The sequence below is a fragment of the Macrococcoides bohemicum genome (assembly GCF_016865215.1).
In the GTDB taxonomy this organism is placed as follows: Bacteria; Bacillota; Bacilli; order Staphylococcales; family Staphylococcaceae; genus Macrococcoides; species Macrococcoides bohemicum.
Genome location: NZ_CP054482.1, coordinates 111233 through 137252 on the forward strand (window position 1 = coordinate 111233; position 26020 = coordinate 137252).

Below are 26020 nucleotides of genomic sequence, written 5' to 3' on the forward strand. Positions count from 1 at the left end.
TAGTTACTTATGATAATAAGACATCAAGTACTCAACACGGTCACGCAGCAATTGTTAGATTTAATAACAATTGTATTGACGAAGCTATGGGGGATAAAGTTAAATTAAGTCCTAATAAATAGAGGCCGGATTATAGAACTTATAATCAATTACAGATTAAAAGAGCTGATGGATAGGATTATATTTAAACTAGAGTTTAAGCTGAAATGTAAAACTTAGAACCTTATTCTATTATCGCACTTAAAAATCAATCATCAAAATGGTATTGTTCTTTATTAGTATATAAAGTTTGGGCACATCGTAGTTATAATTTAGACACTGATGGTGGAACTCATGTTACTTCACATGATTTAGTCCAATATAATGAAATTTATGTAGTTAGTTCTAGAAAGTCGATGCCTAATATTAGAATATATATATCATTACTTATAAGTTTATTAATTCCTCTTCCATTATTTATTTTCAAAATAATAAAGATAAAGCTGTTGATATTAATCCGGAAAAAGATACTATCATTTATGTTTTTGGACATGTTTTTAATAAATCAGGAAAGATTGTAAGAAGGTAACTTGGTGTTATGAATGTGAATGGACAAGGTATAGTTAAGTTAGATTGTTCTATGCCGTTTAGATATTATTATAGTAAAGTAATTGGGAATAAATTATTTGCTATAAGTATTGATGAAAGTAAAAAGATTGTATAAGTAATGCATATCTTTGATATAAACAATAGAAAGTCTCAAAATATATAAAATACCGCACTCTTAACCGATACGCTGAGTCGTATCATAAATGATAAATTTATAAAAATGATGGCGAATGAAAGATAATTAAAAGATATATTTATAAACTCCCATTCTAAGGTTTAAATATACTTAGGATGGGAGTTTATAATTTTTATTTTTGGAGATTCATCATATTTATAATATTTTTGAATAAGTTACCAAATTCAATTGCAAAATGCTCTCTATGCCCAATTAAGAATTCATCCGGCGTATTCTCTGGTACGTATAAACCTAAATCAACAATCATGCCATTATCTTTTTTGATGAATTGGTGCATGGCATAAACACCAGTATCAAAGCCATCATCAATTAAATAGACTTTAGCTAAAGTTGTTGCTATCGCATCGCTTCTTAATTCTCCAGGGGCTTCAACATTGTGATCTTTAAGTTCTAATTTGAAGTGTAATGGGAATTTATAAGTTCCAATATTCTCCATTACTTCTTGTGTAGTACCATGTAATTTAAATATAAAGTGCTCAGGGTGTAAACCATATGCCACGTTAATATTTAAGTCATCATGACTATCTGTTGTAATCATTTTTGCGATCATTGAAGGATCAACACCATCAACTTCAACCTGAACATGAGTTTCTTTTAAATTATTAGAATTTTTATTTTGCTGAATATCTTTAAACATTTGTGCACCTTGAGCTAATAAATCTGAATATAAAGATTGAATTTTTTCAAAGCCTAACTTAACTTTAGTTTCAGCACATGCATTTAGTAACTCTTCATTTGATAATTCATGTAATTTAAGAGGGTTTAATAGCGTATCATTTAAGTATAATTCGCCACCTAATTCAGAAATTTCTTGTAACACATGTACTGCTCTCTTTACAGCCCAACGATTAATTTCTTCATAAGAGATGGTTTCATTGTTCATATTAATTTTGATTTGTGGATATTTTGTCATTTTAATTACCTACCTTTTATTTGTTATTTGATAGATTCATTATATGTGGAAATAGAAGTTAGTAGGTATGACAGAAAATTTGATTCGTACCAAAAGGGACGAATCAAAGAAATAGTCACATATCTCTTTGACCAAGTTGATATGTAATAGTATTTAAATCTCTTAATATGGCTTGTATATTATGCGTTGAAATAGTAAAGATATCTTCTTGATACAATTCTATTAATTCTAGAATACAAGCAGCTAATAATCTGGCATTCACCTTTTTATTTGAGATAGAATTGAAGTCATTATTTCTTAAAATTGTCTCAAAATAATTTGCTAACCAAGATTTTATAAGTGAATCGACACTAAAATTATTATTTTGAATTGAGCGATATGGCTTAAGACGTAGAATGAATGATTTAATATTAATCAAAGTGTTTTCTGTTAGCGCTTGTTTAATACTGTTTTCCTCGATATAAAAGTTTTTAAGTTCATTTTCTATAATGTGTTCAACAAGCTCATATTTATCGGCATAGTGACGATAAAAAGTAGATTTTGTGATATCAGCTAGATCAATGATATTTTGTACCGTTATTTTATGAAAGTCTTTTGTTTTAAGTAATTCGTCTAAACTAGCCTTTAATGCCCTATTTGTTTTTTTCACACGACGATCGTTAGAATTGAGATAACTTCTATCTTGATATTCCATAAATACCTCACATTTGTTTTATAGAGCCATTATAAATTTAATAAATAAATATTATAATAAATTAGCTTGTCTATCTAATATAATTTATTGAATCTTTTTTAACAATATAAGAGCAACCAATAAACATCCTTTTTAATATGTGCAATACTATTTATGTGTGCATTGTAATTTAGAAAATATTAACATATAATTAATTTGATGGTATCTCAATAAGTTGGAAAAGGATGGTACGGACATGAAAAAAATACTGAGCGCTTTAGTTGTTTCATCGTTAGTAGTGACGAGTACAGGATCAATGGTTGCGCATGCCAATACAAATAAGGCTAAATCTACTAATGAAAAGGCAAATGTTATACAGTTACCTAATTTAAAAAGTAAGTCTACAGTGAAAGCGATGAAAGCTGGGAAACTTACTTTAACGACTTCAAATGGCAAAAAGATTGGTTTCAATTCGACATATCAAGATATCGAGAATAAAGTAGGTAGACCAGAGCAAAGAAAGATTCTTGAAAATAAAGATTTTATTCAAGTTGAATATGCTTATAATAAAAATGAAATTTCTGGCCCAAATAAATATAACGTCGTGTTAAAAAGTGGATCGAAACATACGATTGATAACTATAAAAAAGCAAAAATTGAAAATATTTTATTATCTTTTAACAAAAGAGTTTCAGTAACTGAAATCGAAAAATATATAGGTAAAGCTAGAAGTTCCCATAAAATAAACGGTAGTATTTTGAAAATTTACAGTGATAGACTTGTCATTTCTTATAAAAAAATGTGGGGTTCTTGGGTTGTTGAAGAAATGAGCGTTGAAAGTTATTTAGAACCTACACCTGCAGAATTAAATCATCCGACCAATGAATAATTCAATATAAACAATAAAACAGATACTACAATCATGATGATTATTTAATTGCTTTGATTAAAGAAGTTTAAAGAACAAAGCTAAGATCATATATTTTGAAAGATTTTCTGCATGTAAAATAATAATTGTGGATAGAGGCGATAGACATGTCAATTTTGGCGTGTCTTTTTTTGCTATGAATTAACTGCACTCTCTACCGATACATTGAAGCATACTGCACGGAACGTACGTTCTATTCGTGTTATAATGGTGTAAAGATTAAATTGGAGTGATTCGATGAAGCCAATAAAGATTATTGGGGCAAAGCAGAATAATCTAAAAGATATAACGCTAGAGATTCCAAAACATCAACTGACGGTATTTACTGGGCGTTCGGGTTCTGGTAAGTCGTCTCTAGTATTTAACACGATTGCTGCTGAGAGCGAACGTCTATTAAATGAAACATATAGTACTTATATACAGAATCAACTCAATCATTATGATAAACCACTTGTTGATCGTATTGAAAATCTACCAGTCTCAATGGTCATTGGGCAGGATAGAATTGGTGGGAATTCAAGGTCAACTGTAGGTACAATTTCAGATATATATTCTGGGGTAAGGTTGTTATGGTCACGCATTGGGAAACCGTTTGTAGGATATTCTACGGACTTTTCTTTTAATAATACGAACGGTATGTGCAAAACATGTGATGGGTTAGGTTATGTAGAAGATATTGATTTAAATGAGTTATTACATTTCGATCGTTCTCTAAATGAAGATGCTATCAACTTTCCATCATTTTCTCCCGATTCATGGCGAGGTAAAAGGTATTTATACTCTGGTTTATTTGATAACGATAAGAAATTGAAAGATTATTCTAAAGAAGAAATGGATACGTTTCTTTATCAGGAGCCGATCAAATTAAAAAATCCACCATCAAACTGGCCGAAGACTGCTAAATTTGAAGGTCTAATTTATCGATTCAGAAGATCATTTCTAATCAACGATACGTATGAAAAGAAGAAATTTATTAAAGATGTGAACCGTATTGTGACAGAACAAATATGTCCGGATTGCCATGGTAAGCGTCTGAATGACAAAATACTGAGTTGTAAAATAAATGGATTAAATATTACTGAGTTTTGTGACCTGACTGTAGACGATGAGATTAAGTTTTTGAATAACATAGATGATGAAAAAGCACAGTATATTATTGAACCTTTAGTCAAACAATTAGAAGCATTGCACCGTATTGGTTTAGGTTATTTAACATTAAGCAGAGAAACGACTACTTTATCAGGGGGAGAATCTCAAAGAATTAAGTTGATTCGTCATTTAAATAGTCCGCTTACAGATTTGGTGTATATCATTGATGAACCAAGTGTCGGACTACATCCTGAAGATATTGAAAATATTAATCAAATCATGCTTTCAATACGGGACAAAGGCAATACAGTACTTGTTGTTGAACATGACCCTGATGTCATTAAGATTGCAGATTATTGCGTTGATATCGGACCAGGAAGTGGTAAGCATGGCGGAGAAATTATATTTACAGGGAAATATAATGAATTGCTTAAAGTTAATAGTGCAACAGGTAAGGCGCTATCCCAACCACATACCTTTAAAGAGAAGGTAAGGGTATCAAACGAGATCATAGAATTAAGACATATTACGAAGAACAACTTGAAAGATGTATCAGTCAATATTCCTAAGCATGTGTTAACTGCGGTCACAGGTGTTGCAGGTTCAGGTAAAAGTACGTTAATACAAACAGGACTTCGCGCAAGAGAAGATGTCATTTATATCGATCAGAAACCAGTACATGCGACAAATCGCTCCAATTTACTTACCTACCTGAATGTCTTTGATGATATTAGAGCATACTATGGCAAAGAGACAGGACTCAAAAAAGGAATGTTCAGTTATAACTCAGAAGGTGCATGTCCAAACTGTAATGGTAAAGGTGTTATAAAGACAGAGCTTGCATTCATGTCAGACTTTGTTCAACAGTGTGAAGTGTGTCACGGTAAACGCTATCGTCCAGAAGTACTTGAGGCAAAAGTTAAAGGATATTCTATCGCAGACATGCTAGAGCTTTCTGTAGAAGAGGCAATCGATTTCTTTCCGATAGAAAGCGTTAATCAAGTGTTGAAGAGTGTTAAGCGTACAGGACTTGACTATATGACTTTAGGACAGTCATTAGATACTCTGTCAGGTGGGGAAAGTCAACGTGTGAAACTTAGTCGATATATTAATGAGGGTGTGGAAGATAAGATATTTATCTTTGATGAACCTACAACAGGTTTACATGAAGCGGATATTGATAACTTAAAAAGCATCTTTGATTATTTAATTGATGAAAATAATACGGTGATTGTAATAGAGCACAATTTAACAATGATGACTTATGCAGATTGGATGATTGACATTGGACCACGTGCAGGACTAGACGGAGGTAAAATACTCTATAGTGGCGTGCCGAAAGAAATTATTTATGAAGAAAATTCACTAACAGGTAAACATTTATTGAGATATGTTGAGGGTAGCATTTAAAAAATACGAGTTATTCGAATGAAAAATAGTGATAAATATCTTTTCTAAACCAATATAAATATTTTTTATTTTTTTCACATTATGAGATTAATAAATATTACATCAATCTCTTGTTTAGGGTAATTAATAACTAAAGGAGAGGATTTTATGAAAGATAAAGCACTTTATATCATTAAGACTATCGAAAGGTTAGCGAAAACTTCAAAAGGTGGTAAGCGTGCGCATACGAAAGGGTTTAATTATTCTGGAGAAGTTAAACTGAATGTTGAAGGACTAAAGCTTTTAGGTGAGTTTCAAAAAGCGCATGTTAGATTATCGGATGCTTTAACAAATAAAAATCATATTACAAAGTTAGTTCCACTAAAAGGTATGGCGATTCGTTTCGAAGGGTCTAATCCCATCGATTTAGTATTAGTGACATTTCCTTATTTTCCGTGGACTAAAGCCGATTCAATATATAAAATTGCGCAATATAGCAATGCAATTCATGATGAAGATAACGTAGGTGTTAAGCTTAATTTATTCAGACATATAATGAAGATTGAAGGATTCAATAAAGATTTGAAGAAATTTATCTTCAATCAGCCAATACTGCCCAGGTTTAAAGAGAAAACGTATTACAATCTACATTACTTTAAAACGAATGATGGTAAATTTGTTAGATTTAGAACAACGTTAAAAGGTGAAATGATTATTTTACAAGCTGAGATTCATCAACAACCCCATCCTATCTCTGAATTACCAAATAATTATCAACTAGTCGATATAGGAACGATTCAACTTAAAGAAGCCAATAAAGAAAATATAGAAGTGTTTGATTTATATCAAACGGGTTCTAATTTAGCTCCGTTAGGTGATGATGAGATTATTCAATTAAGATCAGAAATGTATACAATTTCACATCAAAGAAGGATTGCAGAAGGTATTGATTATGATAATGTTATACCTTTGGATCAGCTGGATTAAGCATCAGGTTATATGAAATTTGATGTGTTATTTAATGTAAAAAGTGAAATACGATTAAATGTCGTATTTCGCTTTTTTATTGAGAGGACTGGAGGTTATATAGTTAAGTAAGAAAAACATTAGTACTTGCAAATGACACCACGAACTGTATGTTTTCCAGAAGACAGACGTTTCTTTCCCTGAATACCAAAATACTCTTCTAATGTTACGTGATTATAATTAATGCGCGCTGCATGTGTACGTCCTACATATCTAATATGCCAAGGTTCATACATAAATCCTGTGATTTGTTCTTTACCTTTTAGATATCGGATGATAAAACCGTATTTATGCGCATTTTTCTGAAGATATTTTGACGCTGCGGTATACTCAAATGATGTCGATAATGTACCGTAATTTGTGCCATCTTTAATGTCCATGGCAAGCCCCAATTGATGTTCACTCGTACCAGGTCTTGCTGAAATACGATTCGCATAAGCTTGCCCGTAAGATGCGATATAACTATTGTAAAGATATTGCTGTGTTGCATACGATCTATAGCCGTACGCTCCGGTTTGACCTACGATTTCAAGGTTGATACCTTGTTTTCTAGCATCTGCTTTCATCCTATTGTACCATTTAATCATCGTTTTATCGGCACCTGGATTATAATTTCGTGACATATAGTATTGTTTATTCGCTATAGGGATACCATTGATTTTAGATATTGTCTTGTTGCTGACATGAATAGTACAACTTTTATTGTTAGCTGCATGTGTCTCATGTAATGGGAATGATGTAGCGACAATTAAACCAGCCAAGCTCAATTTAGCAAATACCTTCATATAAAGTCTCCTTATAATATATTATCGTTATATTATACTATACTATGCTTTTTATGTTCCACAATACGTCTGATAAACTCTGTCAGTTGGAGGCGCAGGATTTAAATATTGTGCATTATGATCATCATCAAAGGGCTGACTCGATGCTTCAAGTAATTGGTGTAGCTTCGTATAATCTTGAGCAAGTGTAGCATCACTCAGTGCTTCTTCTACGAGGTGATTTCTTGGAATTACTGCAGGATTGACGGATTGCATTAAACTAAATACATCGGTTGTTGTATATTGTTCGATGATCTTCTCCCATTCTTTATACCAGTCCTGTACATCGGCGTGTTTAAAGAATGATCCTTCTTTAAATGTGTTAGTCGCTAAACTTCTGAAAGTCTTCGTAAAGTCGAGTTCATATTTCTCAAATAATGCGAGTAAATCAATCACGAGCTGGAAGTCTTGTTGTTGAATGTTCTCAATCCCAATCTTTTTACCGAAGTATTTCATATAATGAGTTACATATAAATCCTGAAACGTACCAAGTGCAGTTTCTGCATATTGTATTGCTAATGCTTCATCATCATCGATTAATGGGATGAGCGTTTCAGCAAAGCGTGTTAAGTTCCATAGTGCAATACTCGGCTGATTATCGTAAGCATACCTGCCATATTGATCAATTGAACTGAATACAGTCGATGGATGGTATGTATCCATAAATGCGCAAGGACCGTAATCGATTGTTTCTCCGCTAATCGTCATATTATCAGTATTCATTACACCGTGAATAAATCCGATTGATTGCCATTTCGCGATAAGAGAAGCTTGTCTTTCAATCACTTTATTAAGTAAAGAAAGATATCGATTATAATCTTGCTTTATTTGGGGATAATGACGTGCTATCGCATAATCCGCTAATTGTTTGATGTTATCTTTATTTTCAGTACGAACTGCATATTCGAATGTCCCTACCCGTAAATTACTTTGAGCAATACGGACAAGTACAGCACCTGGTAAAGATGTTTCACGGTAAACATTGTCACCGGTAAGTGACACTGCAAGACTTCTTGTAGTAGGAATATTTAAATAATACATCGCTTCGCTAATGATATATTCCCTAAGCATCGGACCAATGGCAGCACGCCCATCACCTGAACGAGAGAATATTGTACGACCAGAACCTTTTAGCTGTATATCGTAACGCATATTGTCTTCTGTCAAATGTTCACCAAGCACATGTGCACGCCCATCACCAAGCATTGTGAAATGACCAAATTGATGTCCAGCATATGCGTGTGCAGCAGGAATACTTCCGGGAAGTATCTCTTTTCCTGTTAAATATTCAGGATGATCCTGAAGGGATAAATCTATATTAAGTTGCTTAGCTAATTTTGTATTAAAGATAACGACTTCAGGCTGAGTAGGCTTGTCAGGCTGACTGATTTCATAAAGGTCAGCAGATAGTTTCAAATATGAATTGTCAAAACGAAGATTAAACATATGAACCTCCTTGAAAGGATACTGTAGTTTCATCTTAACATTAAGGTAGATAAGATAGAGCAAGTTTGCTTGTTAGAATGACAATATATTTAAAATATTAGATTGATTTGCAAGATTGTAATTTATATAATGAAAAAGAAAATTACATAAATTTACTGGAGGATCAAAAAATGAAAAAAACTTTAGTAGTTACCTTAACAGGTGCAATATTATTAAGTACACCATTGAGTTTGGAAAAAGCAGAAGCTGCAACAACGAAGAAACTTGATGAGAAATCAAAAATTGCACTGGCTTATTTTACAAAAGATATTGGGACATATTCATTTACAAGAAAAGAAGTTGTTACAGGAAAATTCGTTACATATGGTCCAACTGGGATTTCTAAACATTACAGCAAAAATTTCGATGTATTTAATAGTGGAAAGATAGAAGGCGCACCAAAGAATATGCGTTTTTATAGCACAAAGATTTCAAAAGGAAACTTTGCAACAATTATTGGTGTCAGTGATAGTACAATTGTTATAGGTGGTACACAATCACTTATTGATTATAAAACACTAGTTAAAGGCGGAAAAAAATATAGTATGAAAAATTATTTGAAATATCAATCTTCTAAAGATTTCAAAACGATTGTTAGTAAAACGAGAATTGTGAAGAAACCATACTAAAGAAAAGAATTAAAATAATTGAATAAAATTTCTAATGATTTATTTTACCATTGAGAGGAACATTATGAATGTTGCTCTTTTTTTATTATTAAAGTTTATTATAAATATTTTTTCCGAAATATTTTTTCTTAAAAAACGTTGCTATAATAACTAGTGATATAAAGTGTTTAATGTATAGTATAAAAATATAGAAAAAATTAAAATTTAAAAATAAAACATGAAAACCTTTACAAATTAAAAAAATAGAATTATAATTTAATTGGTTATAACCAGTAGGGGAGTTTGCTATGAAGTCACAAGTACAATTATATTTACAGATTGCAGAGAAAATAAGAAATAATATTGATAATGGTGAATTACAGGTAGGTGATAAACTTCCATCAGAAAGAAAGCTTTGTGAATTATATGATGTGAGTCGAATTACAATTAGACAAGCTCTTGATTTACTTGAAGATGAACGAATTATTCAACGTAAACAAGGTATTGGTACTTATGTGTTACCCTCTCAATATAATCAAATTTTAAACAATTTATATAGTTTCAGTGACGAAATTATAAAAAAAGGCGACAAGCCTTCTACAAAAATGCTGGATATACAGTTAGAAAGGGTAAACGACTATATTCATAAAAGAACTGGGTTAATGCTCAATGCTCATGTCTTCAAACTAACACGTTTAAGGCTTGCAAATGATAAGCCTTTAGTACTTGAATATAGCTATATTCCACAATCTTTAGCGCCAGATCTGGATAAGTTTAATTTTAATAAGGTATCTTTGTACAAAACATTATCCAACGAATATCAAATACAAATTGATAATGCGCATGAAACGTTAGAAGCAACAATTTTAACGAAAGAAGAAGCGGAATTACTCAATAAGAAACCAAAGCATATAGCAATGTACATACAGCGTTACGCATATTCAAAAGGACAAATTGTCGAATATACACGTAGTTTAGTTGTAGGTGATGAGTATAAATATACTGTAGAGCTCTTATAAGCTCTATATTTTTAAAACCAAGTGGTTATAACATTATTACCTATGGAGGAGAAAGCAATGAATTTACATGACACACATACGTACAAAGAAATTAAGCAACAACCTTTGATGTGGCAAAAAACAGTCGAATTGGTAGATGAGAAAAAGGATAGCTTTAATGACTTCATTGAAGGTATTAAAGCACAGGGTAAAGCGGTTAAGATTTTATTTACGGGTGCAGGATCATCTGCTTATGTAGGAGATACATTGAGAACGTTGTATCTTTCAGATAGATTTCATGATTTTGAAGTTGAATCTGTAGCAACAACTGATTTTGTTACCAATCCTGAGAATTATTTAAATCCTGATAAATCAATTATAGTAGTCTCATTTGCACGTTCTGGTAATAGTCCGGAAACGAAAGGTACGGTAGAGCTTGCTGATCAATTATCTGACAATGTTTATCACGTATTTATTACGAATAACAAGGATGGTTATTTAGCGAAGTATACAGGTGAGAAGGCATTTAAAGTAATTCTTCCAGAAGAAACGAATGATAAATCATTAGCAATGACTTCTAGTTTCTCAACAATGTTGCTTGCTGCGTATCTACTCTTTATCGGTAAAGTTTCATCTACTTTTACATCGAATGCAGAAGAGAAGTTTGCTGACATTGAAGCATTTGCAAAACATGTTAGTGAAAAAGAATTTAAAAAGGTATTTTATGTTGGTAGTAAAGAAAATGGAGCAATCACGAGAGAAACAAGTTTAAAATTAAATGAACTTTCAGCAGGAAAAATTGAGATTGCGCGTGAAACGACGCTAGGTTTCAGACATGGTCCAAAAGCTGGATTAAAGGATGGTTCTTTGTTTATTCTGCTTGCTCATGATGAACCTTATATTAAGCAATACGAAGTGGATTTAGTAAAAGAAGTGAGTAACAGTGAAAAGAATTATGAAGTATTGGTATTAGATGAAAATCATAATGATATCGGTCAAGTAATCAGTCAATTCAAAGGCATAGAACGCGCTTTAATCTATTTAACTTTCGGTCAACTATTTGCAACTTATACATCAGTGAAAAATGGTTTGAATCCAGATAATCCTTCACCGGATGGTTTTATTAACAGAGTGGTTAAAGGTGTAGAAATTTATCCATATGAGCAAGGTAAATAATGATTCTTGTACATTCATTTAATAGTTCTATAGACATTACGTATCAAATTAACCACTTAAATATAGGACAAGTGCATAGACCGAATACAGTTATTAAAAATGCTGGTGGTAAAGGAATTAACGTTGCAAAAGTACTTAATCAGCTTAAAGAAAATGTATTACTTATGGGTTATATCGCTGGTAATAATGGTAAGACAATTAAAACTAAATTAGAAGATATTACATTATCTAATGAATTTATTGAAACTGACGGAGAATCAAGAATTTGTATTGCGATAAATGATGGTGTACATCAGACAGAGATTTTAGAATCTGGACCGTTAATAAAAAAAGTTTACCAGAAAGAATATATACACAAACTAAAACAAAAGCAACATTGCAATGTACAAGTTATAAGTGGTAGTACTCCGATACTAGAAGATGCTACACCTTTAGAGCATACGCATACAATTCTTAATAGCATTGAGTCAAATTACAATATTGTTGATGTGAGAGCATCAGAATTACAACGGTTGTTGCAATACGATGAAGTGCACTGTATAAAGCCTAATGAAACAGAGTTTGATGAGTTAATTGGCTTTACATGCGAACATTTGGAACAAAGAATTGACGTGTTAAAGCATAATCCTTTATTTCAAAACAAGGATGTATTTTTAACGCTCGGTGGAAACGGTGCATTGATTAAAAGAAATAATCATTTATATCGCGCGCATATACCTAATATGCAAATAGTTAATCCTGTAGGTTCAGGAGATAGTACAGTAGCAGGTATAGCATATGGGATAGAAAATTTATTTGATGACGAAATGATGATTAAATTTGCTATGGCATGTGGTATTTCCAACGCAATGAATGAGCAGACAGGTTATATCAGTTTATCTCAAATCAATGAATTAATAGATAAGATAAAGGTGGAGAAAATATAATGACAAAAGATTTAAGTAAATTATTAGATGATAAAGGCATCTTTGCAGCAGTTGCAGTGGATCAACGTGGCGCATTAAGAAAATTATTAGGAGAAAAAGGTACAGATGAGAATTTAGCAATCTATAAAGAATTGGTATCTGAAACATTATCACCGCATGGTTCAGCAATCTTACTTGATCCTGAATATGGCTTTACAGCAGCAGGTAAGAAATCAAGCCAGGCTGGTCTAATCATGGCCTACGAACAAACAGGTTATGAAAAGCTTGGACCAGGAAGATTTCCGAGACTTGTACAGGATTGCTCAGTAAAAAATCTTGTTGAACGTGGCGCAGACGCTATTAAATTATTGATATACGTAGATGTAGACGAATCAGATGATATCAATAAAGTAAAGGAAGCATTTGTTGAACGTGTAGGTAGTGAGTGTGTTGCAGAGAATGTTCCTTTATTGCTTGAGATTTTAGTCTATGATGATCAAATCGGCGATGAAAAAGGAAAAGATTTTGCGAAAGTACGTCCACGCAAAGTGATTGAAGCAATGAAGAAATATAGTGATAGCAGATTTAATGTAGATGTATTAAAAGTAGAAGTTCCTGTAAACATGAATTATGTTGAAGGTTATGGTGATGATTTTGTTTATACAAAAGAAGAAGCAGCAGCATTCTTTAAGGAACAAACAGCCGCAACACATCTTCCATTTGTGTATTTAAGTGGAGGTGTTTCACCAGAGTTATTCAATGAAACGCTTATCTTTGCAAATGAAAGTGGTTCTAAATTTAACGGTATTCTTTGTGGAAGAGCAACATGGAAAGCTGGTACAGAGGTATTTTTAAATGAAGGACAACATGCAGCAAAATCTTGGCTGTTAAGCAAAGGATTAGAGAATTTAAATAATTTAAATGAAGTTAATCTTAAAAATGCCACACCATTAGTATAAAAGGATGTGAAATCATGAGTAGGTTTAAAGTTGAAGAAACATTCAAGCTTGATGGGCAGTCATTTCATCTATTGTCAGGAGCAATTCATTACTTTAGAAGTGTCAGAGAAGATTGGGAACATAAACTATATAATTTAAAGGCGCTTGGCTTTAATACAGTTGAAACATATGTCCCATGGAATTGGCATGAATTAAGTGAAGGACAATTTGATTTCTCGGGCAATAAAGATTTAAAACATTTTATTGAACTCGCGCAGTCGATCGGTCTATATGTGATTGTACGCCCTTCTCCATTCATTTGTGCAGAATGGGAATTTGGCGGATTGCCTGCCTGGCTTTTGAAAGATAAAAATATGAAAATACGTACTTCAGATCCTGTTTATCTGGAAAAAGTGAACAATTATTATAAGGCTTTATTTAAAATTTTAACGCCATTACAAGTGGATAATGGTGGACCAATACTTATGTTTCAAATTGAAAATGAATATGGTTCTTTTTATGAAGATAAAAAATATTTAAAAGCATTGAAAGATATGATGATTGCCAATGGTGTAACCGTACCTTTATTTACTTCGGACGGGGCATGGGAGCAGTGTTTAGATGCTGGGCATTTAGTTGAAGAAGGTGTACTACCTACTGGTAATTTCGGTTCGAGAACCGATCAGCACTTTGATAATTTAGAAGCATTTATGAAAAAGCATAATAAACAATGGCCGATTGTATGCATGGAATTCTGGGATGGATGGTTCAATCGTTGGGGAGATGAAATTATTAAACGTGATAAAACTGACTTAGCTGAACAAGTTAAGATTGCGGTTGAACGTGGTCATGTCAATTTATATATGTTCCATGGTGGTACAAACTTCGGATTCTTTAATGGCTGTTCAGCACGTGGTACGGTAGATCTACCTCAAATTACTTCATATGACTATGATGCGCCGTTAGATGAAGCAGGTAATCCTACAGCAAAATATTTTGAACTTCAGAAAATGCTGAAAGAAACTTTGCCGACTATAGAACAACAAGAACCGATTACACATTCATCTATTGCAGTTACTGATATTCAACTTAAGGATAAAGTAAGTCTGCATCATGTACTGGATGATATTTCAACGATTACTGAAAGTTTATATCCACAATCATTTGAAGCATTAGATCATCCATATGGATATGTATTATATCGAACAGAAGTAAAACGCTCGATAGATGAGGAGAAATTTAAAATAATTGATGCACGTGATAGGGTCCAGTTATTTTTAAATCATCAACTGAAATATACAGCTTATCAACAAGAAATTGGTGAAGAATTCACGTTACCGTTAGAGGAACATAATCAAATTGATGTATTAGTAGAAAATATGGGCCGTGTCAATTATGGCTATAAATTATTTGCAAGTACACAGTATAAAGGTTTAGGCCAGGGATTGATGATGGATTTACACTTTGTCAACCATTGGAAACAATATGCGATTGATTTTGATCGTATACAAGAGATTGACTATACTCGTGGTTTTGTTGATAACACACCAGCATTTTATCGCTATGAATTTAATTTAGATGAAATTGCTGATACGTATCTGGATATGAGTGATTTCGGAAAAGGTATTGCATTTATCAACGGTTTTAATCTAGGACGTTACTGGGAAAAAGGACCGATTGTATCTTTATATATTTCTAAGTCGTTATTAAAACATGGTAAAAATGAAATTGTTGTGTTCGATACAGAAGGAAAATATGCAGAAATATTAAACACAAGAACAGCACATAAAAATATATTATTAGAAAAGGAATGATTTAAATGACAATTATTGCTAATCGTATTGATGGACGACTTATACATGGACAAGTAGCAAACTTATGGAGTACTAAGTTAAATATTACACGTTTCATGGTAATTGATGATGAAGTGGCACAAAGTGATATCGATAAAAGCGGCTTAAAGTTAGCAACCCCTGCAGGTATTAAATTATCAGTACTTCCTGTAGAAAAAGCTGCAAATAATATTTTAGCTGGAAAATACGATTCACAACGATTAATGATTATCGCTAAAAAACCTGATCGTTTCTTAAGATTGATTGAATATGGTGTACCGATTGACATACTGAATGTTGGTAATATGTCGCAAACATCAGATACGAAATCAATTACAAAGTCAATTAACGTTACGGATGAAGATGTTGAAGTATTTAAACAGTTAAATGAAAAAGGTGTAAAAATAGTGAATCAAATGGTTCCTAATGATAGCGTCAATGATTTTATGGCATTATTAAAAAACTGATTAAGGAATAAGTAAATATAAACAGAGGTGAAATATTATGGAGATTTTATGGTGGCAAATAGCATTACTATCTTTATATGCTGGTTATCAAATTCTAGATGAGTTACAAATTTATTCATCATTAAGCCAACCTGTTTTTGCAGGATTAATTTCAGGATTAATTATGGGAGATATCAAGACAGGTTTAATTATTGGTGGTAGTATGCAACTTACAATTTTAGGGGTAGGAACATTTGGTGGAGCAAGCCGTATCGATGCAAACTCAGGTACAATTCTTGCAGTAGCCTTCTCATCAGCATTAGGGATGAGTCCCCAACAAGCACTTGCAACATTAGCAGTTCCAGTAGCAAGTTTAATGATTCAAACAGATATTTTAGCACGTTTTGCCAACACGTTCTTTGCACACCGAGTAGATGCTAAAATTGAACAAATGGATTATAAAGGTATCGAACGTAACTTCTTACTTGGTATGGTACCTTGGTCTTTATCTCGTATGATTCCTGTTTTCTTAGCACTTGCATTTGGTGGTAATCTAGTAAAAGCTGTTGTTAATTATTTGAATACAGATTTAAAATGGCTTGGAGATGGTTTAACAGTGGCGGGTGCTGTATTACCAGCAGTCGGATTTGCGATCCTATTACGTTATTTACCTGTGAGAAAGCACTTACCACATTTTATTATCGGATTTGTGCTTGCAGCAATCTTTGTAACAATCTTTGATGGTATTAGTGGACTTAGTGGTGCCGTAAGCGGATTAGACAAAAACTTTGTTAATGCCTCAACAAACTTACCAATGCTTGCTATTGCATTAATAGGTCTTGCATTTGCAATCATGGAATATAAAAAATCAATTGAAGTTAAACCGAAACTTGCAGGAACAACAACTTCTGCGAATGTAACTGAGGAAGGAGAGATTGAAGATGACGAACTCTAATGAAAAAGTAACGCCAGTAGTGCATAAACCTTATGAATTAACTAAAAAAGACTTTAATCAAATTAACCGTCGTTCGTTATTAACATTTCAATTAGGATGGAACTATGAAAGAATGCAAGGTTCAGGTTATCTTTATACAATTCTTCCTCAACTAAGAAAGATGTATGGTGATGATACACCTGAATTGAAAGAAATGATGAAAACACATGCACAGTTCTTTAATACGAGTAACTTCTTCAATACAACAATTACTGGTATCGATCTAGCTATTGAAAGTAAAGAAGGGTATCAATCTAAAGAATCAGTTGCAGGTTTAAAAACTGGATTAATGGGACCATTTGCTGCTGTCGGTGACTCAATCTTCGGTTCTTTAGTTCCAACAATCTTTGGGGCGTTAGCAGCAAATATGGCAGTAAACGGAAATCCGATTGGTGCATTCATTTGGCTATTTGCTCAAATTTTAATCATGGTCTTCCGTTGGAAACAGTTGGAATATGCATATAAAGAAGGTATTTCATTAGTAACTACAATGCAACATAGATTAGAAGCATTAACCAATGCAGCAACGATGCTCGGAGTATTTATGGTAGGGGCACTTGTCGCAACGATGGTAAGAGTGAAGTTCGTATGGGCTCCTAAAATAGGTGATTTAACAATCAACGTTCAAAATAATATTGATATGATCTTACCACGTTTAGTACCATTACTTATTGTATTAGGTGTGTACTGGTTATTAGGCCGTAAAAATATGAACTCAACGCGTGCTATCTTTATAGTATTAATTGTTTCAGTTATATTATCAGCTTTAGGTGTATTAGGTAAAATGTAAGGAAGTGAACAGAATGGAAAAATTAATTTTAGTAAGTCATGGTGGTTTTTCAAAAGGATTAAAAGAAAGCACTGAAATGATACTCGGACCTCAGGATTATCTTTATGCAGTATCATTAAATCCAGAAGATGGTGAAGAAGAATTTATCAGTAAATTTAATGAAGCGCGTAAAGAAGCAGATTCAGTTGTTGTCTTTGCGGATCTTATAGGTGGCACACCTTGTAATGCAGTCTCTAAACTTATTATGCAAGGTGAGGATATTGAATTATACGCAGGAATGAGTCTTCCTATGGTGATTACTTATATTAATGGTAGAATGATAGGAGAAAAAGCAAATATTATCGATAAATCAAAAGAATATGTCGTTCATGTAAATGAAATGCTTGCTTCTTTTGATGAAGATGAATAAGAAAGAGATGATTTCATGCGTTATGTCATTAGAAGTAAAAATATCTTTACTGAAGACGGAATAATAAATGGATATGTTGTAATTAATAATGATAAAATTGAAGACATTCAACATGGAGACTATACTGGTGAGCTATTATTGCACGATTATATGAATGCATTTGTATTACCTGGATTTATTGATATCCATATTCATGGTGGTTACGGTGAAGACGCGATGGATGCATCATATAAAGGATTATTGCACTTATCGAAATCGTTGCTTAGTGAAGGAACAACGTCGTTCCTTCCTACAACGATGACACAGTCAAATGAAAATATTATTCAAGCGCTCGCGAATATCAGTCGTGTTTATGAAGAAGATTATGAAGGAGCAGAAATTTTAGGTATACACTTAGAAGGACCGTTTATTTCTGAAGAAAAAATAGGTGCACAAAATCCAGAATATGTTCAAAAACCTGATAGTTCGCAACTTAAAACATTTCAGACGCACGCAAATAACCTTATAAAAATTGTGACCTTTGCACCTGAAAAAGAAGGAGCAGAATCACTGGTAGAAAGCTTTCCTGAAATTATATTTTCAATCGGTCATTCAGCAGCAACATATGAACAAGCAGAACATGCAGTAAAGATAGGTGCAAAGCATATCACACATCTATATAATGGCAGCTCAGGGTTTATGCACCGTGAACCAGGTGTTGTGGGTATGGCGTTAACCAATGAACAAATCCATACAGAAATGATTGTTGATGGATTACATGCACATCCATCAAGTGCCAAGCTTGCGATAACAGCAAAAGGTAATGATAAATTTTATTTAATTACAGATGCAATGAGAGCTAAAGGAAAGCCTGATGGTGTTTATGATTTAGGTGGACAGCAAGTTACTGTAAAAGACGGTGTTGCAAGAATCGATACTGGATCTTTAGCTGGTAGCGTGTTGAAAATGAACCAAGGTTTAAAAAATTTGATTCACTTTAGTGGTAAGGATTTAGAAGCGCTTTGGCGAGTAACGAGTTTGAATCAGGCAATCGCTTTGAAAGTAGATGACAAAAAAGGTTCCATTAAGATTGGAAAAGATGCAGACATTGCTATTTTAAATAATGATTTTGATGTGATATCTACGATAAAATCAGGTAAACGATATGAATTTTAATGTAGGTTGGTTATCCAGCCTACAATTTTTAAACGAATAATTATCTGAAAATTCTAACTTTAGAGGTGCAATATGAAAAAGTTATTATATTTTTTATTACTTAGTATGATATTGATGGGATGTAGTAACTCAAAAGAGGTGGATAGTGATGCCTTAAGGTTACAATCAGGAAGTGATTTGGCAACGCTAGATTCAGGACTTGCTGTTGACGCATTTGCTTTTGAAATATTGAATGCAACACAAGAAGGATTATATAGATTAAACAAGAATGAAAAGGCAGAGCCTGCAATGGCACTAGAAGATCCTAAAGTTTCAAAAGATGGTAAAGTCTATACAATTAAATTAAGAAAAAATAATAAATGGAGTAATGGAAAACCTGTGACAGCAAATGACTTTGTATATGCATGGCAACGCGTAGTTAATCCTGAAACAGCTTCAGAATATGCATATATTATGTACGATGTGAAGAATGCAAAAGCGATAAATGAAGGTAAGATGAAACCGGACAGTTTGGGCATTCAAGCAGTGGACGATTATACGTTAAAAATAGAATTAGAACAGGCAGTACCTTATTTTAAAGAATTATTGACATTTGGAACATTTCTACCTGTGTCTAAAGGATTTGTAGAAAAACAGGGTGAAAAATATGGAACGACAGTAAAAAATGCATTATTTAGCGGACCATTTATATTGAAAGAATGGAAAATTGAAAACAAATTAAAATTAGTTAAGAATAAAAATTATTGGGATCACAAAAAAGTTAAATTAAAAGAGATTAATTATAAAGTCATTAAAGATGAACAGACAGCATTAAATTTATTTGAAACAAATAAATTAGATGCAGTAACGATTAGTTCAGAAAAAGTTGATAAGTATAAAACAGATAAGGCTTTCAGTACAAGATTAGACTCAGCATTATTCTACATGCAGTTTAATTTAAAAAATAGATACCTAAGCAATCAAAACTTAAGAATAGCATTGTCCCAAGCTATGGATAAAGAGAAGTACGTTAAAACTTTATTAAATAATGGCTCTGTTCCTGCTGATAAACTTACACCGAATAAAGTGTTTACGGATAGCAATAATAAAGATTTCAATGATGGAGTAGAGGCACCATATTCATTTAATTTAAAAGCAGCACAATCATCTTTAAGTAAAGCGAAGAAAGAGCTTAATACTGATAATATTCAATTGACTTTGTTAACTTATGATCAGGAAAATGCAAAAACAGATGCAGAATATTTTAAAGAACAAATTGAAAAGAATTTACCAGGAGTAACAATTAAAATTAAACAACAGCCATCTAAGCAGAAAATAGCGTTAACTAAAAAAGGAGAATACGACATCGCATATACCGGATGGGGTCCAGATTATCCAGATCCGATGACATTTCTAGATTTATTTGTTTCGGATACAACTGCTAAAGAAACAGGCTATAATAATCCACAGTTTGATGAATATATTTTGCAAAGTAAAACGGATTTAGTTACACAACCGGATGTGAGGTGGACAACGATGCAAAAAGCCGAAAATCTCTTCTTAAGAGACGCTGTAATTCTACCACTTTATCAAAGAGGGACAGCTAGACTTACAAATCCTCAATTAAAAAATAGAATCATCCACTTCGTAGGAACTACAGAATATAAAGAAGCATATATTAAGAAATAGGTGATAATTAATGTTAAAGGCAATATTGATTGGTGCGGGTGACAGAGGTTATATTTATGCGAAAGAGTTGTTAAAGCATCCTCATAAAGTAAAGCTTGTTGCAGTTGCAGAGCCGAATGAATTGAGAGCAGATAAAATTAAAGTACTATGTCCAGATGTGCTTCACTATGAAAATTGGGTGACATTACTGCTAGATAATGTTGATGCAGATATCGCACTCATTTGTACACAAGATAAAGAACATTTTCAGCCTGTAATTCAAGCATTACAACGCTATCATGTACTGCTTGAAAAACCGATGAGTCCCAATGCTGCAGAATGCCTTGAAATGGTAGAACAAGCAAAAAAAAACAATAAAGTCTTGTCAGTTTGTCATGTACTCAGATATACCCCTTTCTGGACAAATATTAAACAACTAATTGATCAGGATAAAATTGGTGATATCATCTCGATTCAACTGAATGAAAATGTTGAAATTATGCATATGTCACATAGCTTTGTGAGAGGAAACTGGAATAATGACAAAACTTCCAGTCCTATGATATTAGCTAAATCTTGTCATGATATGGATATCATTAATTATATCCTGCAGTCAGAAGTAGAACGTATTTCTTCTTTCGGTAATCTTATGTACTTTAATGAAAATTATAAACCTGAAGGTGCTCCAATAAGATGTTTAGAAGGCTGTCCATATGAACAAACCTGTATATTCCATGCCGGGAATTATTATTTAGGAAAAGGGCGTGGCTGGGCGAGAAAGTTTACTGACGTAGATACTGATGAAGCGATAATTGAAAAGCTGAATACTACCGATTATGGTAAATGTGTTTTCCAAAGTGATAATAATGTCGTTGATCATCAAGTCGTTAATATGCAATGTGAGAATGGAGCGACTGTGACATTCAGTATGTGTGGATTTACGAGAGAACAAACTAGAATCGTTCAAATTATGGGTACAAAAGGTGAAATTAGAGGTAATATGGATGAGAATAAAATAAGTACTTATACGTATTTGAATGAACAGGAAGAAGTTATTTTATTGCCCGAGGCATATGGACATGGCGGAGGAGATAGTGGCATTATTCGTGACTTTTTACATACAATTGATTCCAATACAGAGTCGAAGTCCTCTGCTGAAAAATCGATGAAAAGTCACATGATGGCATTTGCTGCAGAAGCTTCTAGAAAAAGAGGTGGCAAGCCGATTGTTTTATCAAACTTTATTAGTAATTTAGCATAAAAAAAGTGATGGCTTTGCCATCACTTTTTTGTGTATTAAAGTTTTAACAGGAATCTTTTAAATTCATCTAAATGTTTAAAGACACCTGCATCCTGAAGTATCTCAGCAAATTTATGGCCTAATGCTCTGTCAACATATTGATTGATGTCTTCATCTTTTATATCGAAAGTTGATACCCACTCTTGATGAATAGGATTATAAGGTAATGCATTGTTCTTCAAGTGTGCTTTAATATCCTGAATATCTTGTTTTAAACGTGCAGGTAATACTGCTAAACCCATTACTTCTATCAGCCCGATATTTTCTTTTTTAATATGGTGATGTTGCTGATGTGGATGGAAGATACCTAATGGATATTGTTCTGTTGTACGATTGTTTCTTAATACAAGATCGAGTTCATAATTTCCATCCTTAAATCTGGCAATAGGTGTAATTGTATTATGAGGTTGATCAGTTTCGGCAATCAGCCCAATACTCTCATCTGTATACTGTTGCCACTGTGTAAGGATATGCGTTGCAGCTGCAATGATTTCCTCTTTATTATTACTCGTTAATCTGATGACAGATAGCGGCCATTTAAGAATATTAAATGATACATTTGCAAATTGTGGTAGATGGAAGTCATAAATAGATGGTGCATCATCCATCGCAAATTTATAGCGTCCTGCCTGATAATGGTCATGTGTCAGCATGGATCCACCAACAATTGGTAAATCGGCATTTGATCCTATAAAATAATGAGGGAATTGTTCAACAAATTCAATTAATCGTATAAAAGTGTTCTTATTTATAATCATTGGCGAGTGTTCTTTATTTAAAATGATGGCATGTTCGTTATAATATGCGTACGGTGAATATTGAAAATACCATGGTTCTTGATTAAGATTTAGTTCAACAATGCGATGATTACTTCTTGCCGGATAGTTGATACGTCCGGCATATCCTTCGTTTTCAACGCATAACATACATTTTGGGTAATGTTTTGATTGTTGTGCAGCCTCTAGTTTTTTTAACTTTTTGATTTCTTCTGGATCTTTTTCGGGTTTTGATAAGTTAATGGTAATATCTAAGTCACCATATGCTGTAGGTGTCTTATAGTGAATATTATTTTTAATACGTTCACTTTGTATATAGTTACTGACTGTACTTAAATTAAAGAAGTAATCTGTTGCGGCTATAGGACTTCGGTCATATTGTTGATAGAATTGCGTCTCGATGACAGAAGGAACAGGAATAAATGTATCCATAATTTGTGCAGATAATATTTCTTTAAAATCAAAAATATCTTCAATTTTTTGTTCTGCAACGAGTAAAGTAATAATATCATCCAATAGTTCAGGTATACTTTTAGATAACTCAGTTGTATTGTTATCAGCGGGTTCTAATCCACATAGATATGAGACTTTATTTTTATAGTAAATAAAATCTCTTTCATTTAATGATAACTTTGTCATAACTTCATGAATTAAAGTATTAATCTTTATTTCAAGTGACATTATTCTTCCCATCCTTTCGGATTATTAGAATGCCATTTCCATGCATCTTGTATGATAGTTTCGATATTTGTACGTTGTGGTAGCCAACCTAAGACTTCTTTTGCTTTCTCTGAAGCGGCAATCAATGTACTAGGATCTCCTTCTCTTCGTGGTCCTATAACTCGTTTAATCGATCTTTGTGTTACTTTTTCTGCGGTATCAATAATTTCATTAACTGAAAATCCATTGTTACTGCCAAGATTAAATACATCGTTGTCTCCACCATCTAATAAATATTGGAGTGCTTTAATATGAGCATCTACTAAATCTTCAACGTGAACATAATCTCTAATACATGTGCCATCTTTAGTAGGATAATCATCACCAAAAATAGTGATGTAATCACGTTGTCCTAAAGCTGTTTGTAATACAATTGGAATAAGATGTGTTTCAGGTGAATGATCTTCTCCGATGAGACCTTCTCTATGAGCACCAGCAACATTAAAATATCTTAATGCGACATATTTTAAATCCGTTGCATTTGCGTTCCAGCGAATCATCTTTTCCATGATTAACTTAGATTCACCATATGGATTTGTTGGTAAAGTATCATCGTCTTCAGAGATAGGGATGCGTTTAGGTTCACCATAAGTAGCAGCAGTTGAACTAAAGATAAGATAGTTTACTTGAAATTGATTCATCGTTTCTAATAAGGTTTGCGCACCATATACATTGTTATTAAAATATTTCATGGGGTCTGTTACAGATTCACCTACAAGTGAAAATGCTGCAAAATGCATAACGGCATCAATGTGTTCCTTTTCGAAGACGTGTGATAAAAATGCTTTATCTCTTATATCTCCCTCATAAAAATGTGCTTGAGCATGAATTGCCTGTTTATGTCCGGTCACTAAATTATCGACAACTGTCACATCATATCCTTGCGTGATTAATTGATGTACAGCATGTGAACCAATATACCCAGCACCACCTAATACTAAAATTCTCATTGCAACTCTCCTCCTATTAATTGTTTTGGGCCGTCACCAATCTCGACAGGATAGAATGATGGCTCATAGCCGATGATATTTTTATAATGTGTGGCAAGTACAGACTTAAATGTTTCGACTTCTTGTTTATCTACTAGAGCAATTGCACAACCTCCGAATCCAGCACCAGTCATTCTTACCCCGCCTACATATGGGAGTTTATTAGCCTCATTGTATATTGTATCTAACTCTTGACCAGTTACCTCATAGTCATCTCTTAAAGATAGATGAGAATCATTCATTAACTTTCCGAAGGTTTCAATATCGTCGTGTATTAGCGCATCATAAGCTGACTTTGTACGACTATTTTCATAAACAACATGTCTTGCACGTCGTAAGAGTGTTGTATCAGTAATATGGTGTGCAATCTTATCGAAAGTTTCTGGCGACAAATCTGTTAATTGTTCGATATCGATATGTTCCTGTAGCTGTTTTAGAGCAGTTTCGCATTCTTTGCGACGTTCATTATATTTTGAATCTGAAAGTTCTCTACGTTTATTACTATTGATAATAACAAGTTGATATTTTTTTAAGTCTAATGGGGTATGATGATATTTTAAATCATCTGTGTTTAATAATATTGCGTGATTTGATTTCCCCATACCAATTGCAAATTGATCCATAATACCGCTATTTAAACCTATAAATTGATTCTCAACTTGCTGTCCAATTTTTATTAAATCCAGCATGTTTAAATTTAGATTATAATAATCATTTAATATTTTTCCGATGAGAAGCTCCAGTGAAGCCGATGAAGATAAACCTGCTCCATTCGGGATATTACCAGAAACTAATATATCCAATCCTTGTGAGAGTGGAATATGATAAGCTTCTTTTATAATATGCATTACGCCCTTTACATAGTTCGACCATCCATTGTTTTTGTTATAGACTAATGTTGAATCATTAAAGGTGTAGACACCTTCGCTTTCAAAATTTAAAGAATATAGATTGAAGTTTGCCGTATTGTTTTTACGGACTAATCCATAAGTGCCAAGTGAGATTGCAGCTGGTAGCACATAGCCGCCATTATAATCAAGGTGTTCTCCGATGAGATTAATTCTTCCTGGAGAAAAATAGGTAGCTTCACTAGGTTGATGAAAAATGTCTTCAAAGCGTTTCTCTAATGTAGTCATATAAAATCCATCCTTTCAATACATTTAAAAATCATGTATATTTAAAGTATAAAACTTAGTTAATTAATTTAATTAAGTATATCATTTTTT

23 protein-coding genes are annotated in these 26020 nt (G+C 32.9%); 16 read left to right on the forward strand and 7 right to left on the reverse strand.

Features of this window, described 5'->3' with window-relative positions; translation table 11 throughout:
* Positions 1-896: 896 nt before the first annotated feature.
* Positions 897-1697 carry a hypothetical protein gene (locus HT586_RS00610; protein WP_203545982.1) on the reverse strand — a complete coding sequence of 267 codons (801 nt, stop codon included), beginning with the start codon at positions 1695-1697 and terminating at the stop codon, positions 897-899.
* Positions 1698-1812: 115 nt separating this feature from the next.
* Positions 1813-2391, reverse strand: a complete 579-nt coding sequence (locus HT586_RS00615) for a TetR/AcrR family transcriptional regulator (protein WP_203545983.1) — start codon at positions 2389-2391, stop codon at positions 1813-1815.
* 235 nt (positions 2392-2626) lie between these two features.
* On the opposite strand from HT586_RS00615, the gene HT586_RS00620 reads away from it, so the two are divergent.
* The 3 genes from HT586_RS00620 to HT586_RS00630 all read left to right on the forward strand — a co-directional run bounded on the left by HT586_RS00620 (position 2627) and on the right by HT586_RS00630 (position 6763).
* Positions 2627-3259, forward strand: a complete 633-nt coding sequence (locus HT586_RS00620; RefSeq protein ID WP_203545984.1) for a hypothetical protein — start codon at positions 2627-2629, stop codon at positions 3257-3259.
* Positions 3260-3535: 276 nt separating this feature from the next.
* Positions 3536-5797: an ATP-binding cassette domain-containing protein gene (locus HT586_RS00625; protein WP_203545985.1), complete on the forward strand. Its 2262-nt coding sequence runs from the start codon at positions 3536-3538 to the stop codon at positions 5795-5797.
* Between the two features lie 147 nt (positions 5798-5944).
* Complete coding sequence (locus HT586_RS00630) at positions 5945-6763, forward strand: catalase family protein (protein WP_203545986.1); 819 nt, start codon at positions 5945-5947, stop codon at positions 6761-6763.
* Between the two features lie 119 nt (positions 6764-6882).
* Here HT586_RS00630 and HT586_RS00635 read toward each other — a convergent pair whose 3' ends face one another.
* Entirely contained in the window at positions 6883-7587 is a 705-nt protein-coding gene (locus HT586_RS00635) for a M15 family metallopeptidase (protein WP_203545987.1), read from the reverse strand.
* A gap of 51 nt (positions 7588-7638) precedes the next feature.
* Positions 7639-9072 (reverse strand): protein adenylyltransferase SelO, encoded by a 1434-nt coding sequence (locus HT586_RS00640; protein ID WP_238999271.1) that lies wholly within the window; start codon positions 9070-9072, stop codon positions 7639-7641.
* A gap of 170 nt (positions 9073-9242) precedes the next feature.
* Here HT586_RS00640 and HT586_RS00645 point away from each other — a divergent pair, with 170 nt between their 5' ends.
* From HT586_RS00645 to HT586_RS00705, 13 genes are all read left to right on the forward strand, one after another.
* Positions 9243-9740, forward strand: coding sequence for a hypothetical protein (locus HT586_RS00645; RefSeq protein WP_203545989.1), 498 nt, complete (start codon positions 9243-9245; stop codon positions 9738-9740).
* A gap of 287 nt (positions 9741-10027) precedes the next feature.
* Positions 10028-10738 (forward strand): GntR family transcriptional regulator, encoded by a 711-nt coding sequence (locus tag HT586_RS00650; protein ID WP_203545990.1) that lies wholly within the window; start codon positions 10028-10030, stop codon positions 10736-10738.
* Positions 10739-10795: 57 nt separating this feature from the next.
* Positions 10796-11893 (forward strand): SIS domain-containing protein, encoded by a 1098-nt coding sequence (locus HT586_RS00655; protein WP_203545991.1) that lies wholly within the window; start codon positions 10796-10798, stop codon positions 11891-11893.
* The gene (locus tag HT586_RS00660) at positions 11893-12819 is read left to right on the forward strand and encodes a 1-phosphofructokinase family hexose kinase (RefSeq protein WP_203545992.1); all 927 of its coding nucleotides are present in this window, start codon (positions 11893-11895) and stop codon (positions 12817-12819) included. Before HT586_RS00655 ends, HT586_RS00660 begins: the two co-directional genes overlap by 1 nt.
* Positions 12819-13757, forward strand: a complete 939-nt coding sequence (locus HT586_RS00665) for a tagatose 1,6-diphosphate aldolase (RefSeq protein WP_203545993.1) — start codon at positions 12819-12821, stop codon at positions 13755-13757. Before HT586_RS00660 ends, HT586_RS00665 begins: the two co-directional genes overlap by 1 nt.
* A 14-nt stretch (positions 13758-13771) precedes the next feature.
* On the forward strand, positions 13772-15550 hold the full coding sequence (locus HT586_RS00670; protein WP_203545994.1) for a glycoside hydrolase family 35 protein: 1779 nt from the start codon (positions 13772-13774) through the stop codon (positions 15548-15550).
* 5 nt (positions 15551-15555) lie between these two features.
* Positions 15556-16035, forward strand: a complete 480-nt coding sequence (locus HT586_RS00675; RefSeq protein ID WP_203545995.1) for a PTS sugar transporter subunit IIB — start codon at positions 15556-15558, stop codon at positions 16033-16035.
* Between the two features lie 37 nt (positions 16036-16072).
* A complete protein-coding gene (locus HT586_RS00680) occupies positions 16073-16969 on the forward strand; it encodes a PTS mannose/fructose/sorbose/N-acetylgalactosamine transporter subunit IIC (protein WP_203545996.1) in 897 nt (298 codons plus the stop codon).
* Positions 16956-17798, forward strand: coding sequence for a PTS system mannose/fructose/sorbose family transporter subunit IID (locus HT586_RS00685; protein ID WP_203545997.1), 843 nt, complete (start codon positions 16956-16958; stop codon positions 17796-17798). The genes HT586_RS00680 and HT586_RS00685 overlap by 14 nt, the downstream gene beginning before the upstream one ends.
* 13 nt (positions 17799-17811) lie before the next feature.
* A complete protein-coding gene (locus HT586_RS00690) occupies positions 17812-18207 on the forward strand; it encodes a PTS sugar transporter subunit IIA (protein WP_203545998.1) in 396 nt (131 codons plus the stop codon).
* A 15-nt stretch (positions 18208-18222) separates the two neighbouring features.
* A complete protein-coding gene (nagA, locus tag HT586_RS00695; RefSeq protein ID WP_203545999.1) occupies positions 18223-19362 on the forward strand; it encodes an N-acetylglucosamine-6-phosphate deacetylase in 1140 nt (379 codons plus the stop codon).
* Positions 19363-19434: 72 nt separating this feature from the next.
* A complete protein-coding gene (locus tag HT586_RS00700; RefSeq protein WP_203546000.1) occupies positions 19435-21030 on the forward strand; it encodes a peptide ABC transporter substrate-binding protein in 1596 nt (531 codons plus the stop codon).
* A gap of 10 nt (positions 21031-21040) precedes the next feature.
* Positions 21041-22270 (forward strand): Gfo/Idh/MocA family protein, encoded by a 1230-nt coding sequence (locus HT586_RS00705; RefSeq protein WP_203546001.1) that lies wholly within the window; start codon positions 21041-21043, stop codon positions 22268-22270.
* 35 nt (positions 22271-22305) lie between these two features.
* Here the strand turns inward: HT586_RS00705 and HT586_RS00710 are convergent, their stop codons facing one another.
* From HT586_RS00710 to HT586_RS00720, 3 genes are read right to left on the reverse strand one after another with little or no spacing between them, the layout of a single operon-like run.
* On the reverse strand, positions 22306-23766 hold the full coding sequence (locus tag HT586_RS00710; protein ID WP_238999278.1) for a UDP-glucose--hexose-1-phosphate uridylyltransferase: 1461 nt from the start codon (positions 23764-23766) through the stop codon (positions 22306-22308).
* Positions 23766-24755 carry a UDP-glucose 4-epimerase GalE gene (gene galE, locus HT586_RS00715; RefSeq protein ID WP_203546003.1) on the reverse strand — a complete coding sequence of 330 codons (990 nt, stop codon included), beginning with the start codon at positions 24753-24755 and terminating at the stop codon, positions 23766-23768. Before galE ends, HT586_RS00710 begins: the two co-directional genes overlap by 1 nt.
* Positions 24752-25930, reverse strand: coding sequence for a galactokinase (locus tag HT586_RS00720; RefSeq protein WP_203546004.1), 1179 nt, complete (start codon positions 25928-25930; stop codon positions 24752-24754). Before HT586_RS00720 ends, galE begins: the two co-directional genes overlap by 4 nt.
* Positions 25931-26020 lie beyond the last annotated feature (90 nt).